The sequence below is a fragment of the Dichelobacter nodosus genome (assembly GCF_001263335.1).
In the GTDB taxonomy this organism is placed as follows: Bacteria; Pseudomonadota; Gammaproteobacteria; order Cardiobacteriales; family Cardiobacteriaceae; genus Dichelobacter; species Dichelobacter nodosus.
This window is the reverse complement of record NZ_LGVW01000025.1, coordinates 1-351: the sequence shown is the minus strand read 5'-3', so window position 1 is coordinate 351 and position 351 is coordinate 1. Positions and strand designations below refer to the sequence as shown.

General features: G+C 38.7%; 1 protein-coding gene. It reads right to left on the bottom strand.

The genetic code is table 11. The features are described 5' to 3' along the window. Positions 1-259, bottom strand: a 259-nt coding sequence (locus AKG33_RS04300) for a transposase (protein ID WP_235503160.1), incomplete at its 3' end; no start/stop codon positions are given. Positions 260-351 lie beyond the last annotated feature (92 nt).

The following is a 351-nucleotide window of genomic DNA, read 5'->3' as shown; positions in this document are numbered from 1 at the left end:
GGCGTTGCTGTCGTACTTTTTCGTGAATACGAGCAACGGCTAATTTTTGTTTTTGATAGTTTTTACTTTGTTTTTGTTTGCGAGCAAAGATTTTTTGCTGTACCGCCAGTCGTTTACTGGCGTTGGCTAAATACTTTGGATTATCAAACTTGCTACCGTCTGATAGATTGAGTAAGTGATTGATACCTAAATCAATACCCACAGTCAAATTTGGCTCAACGGTGGTTGGTGTTGGCAATATATCGGAGTTTTCAATCAATACGCTTGCATAGTATTTGCCTGTAGCGGTTTTGCTAATCGTAACCGTTTTGATATTGCCAACAAATTCACGGCTAAATACGGTTTTAATGC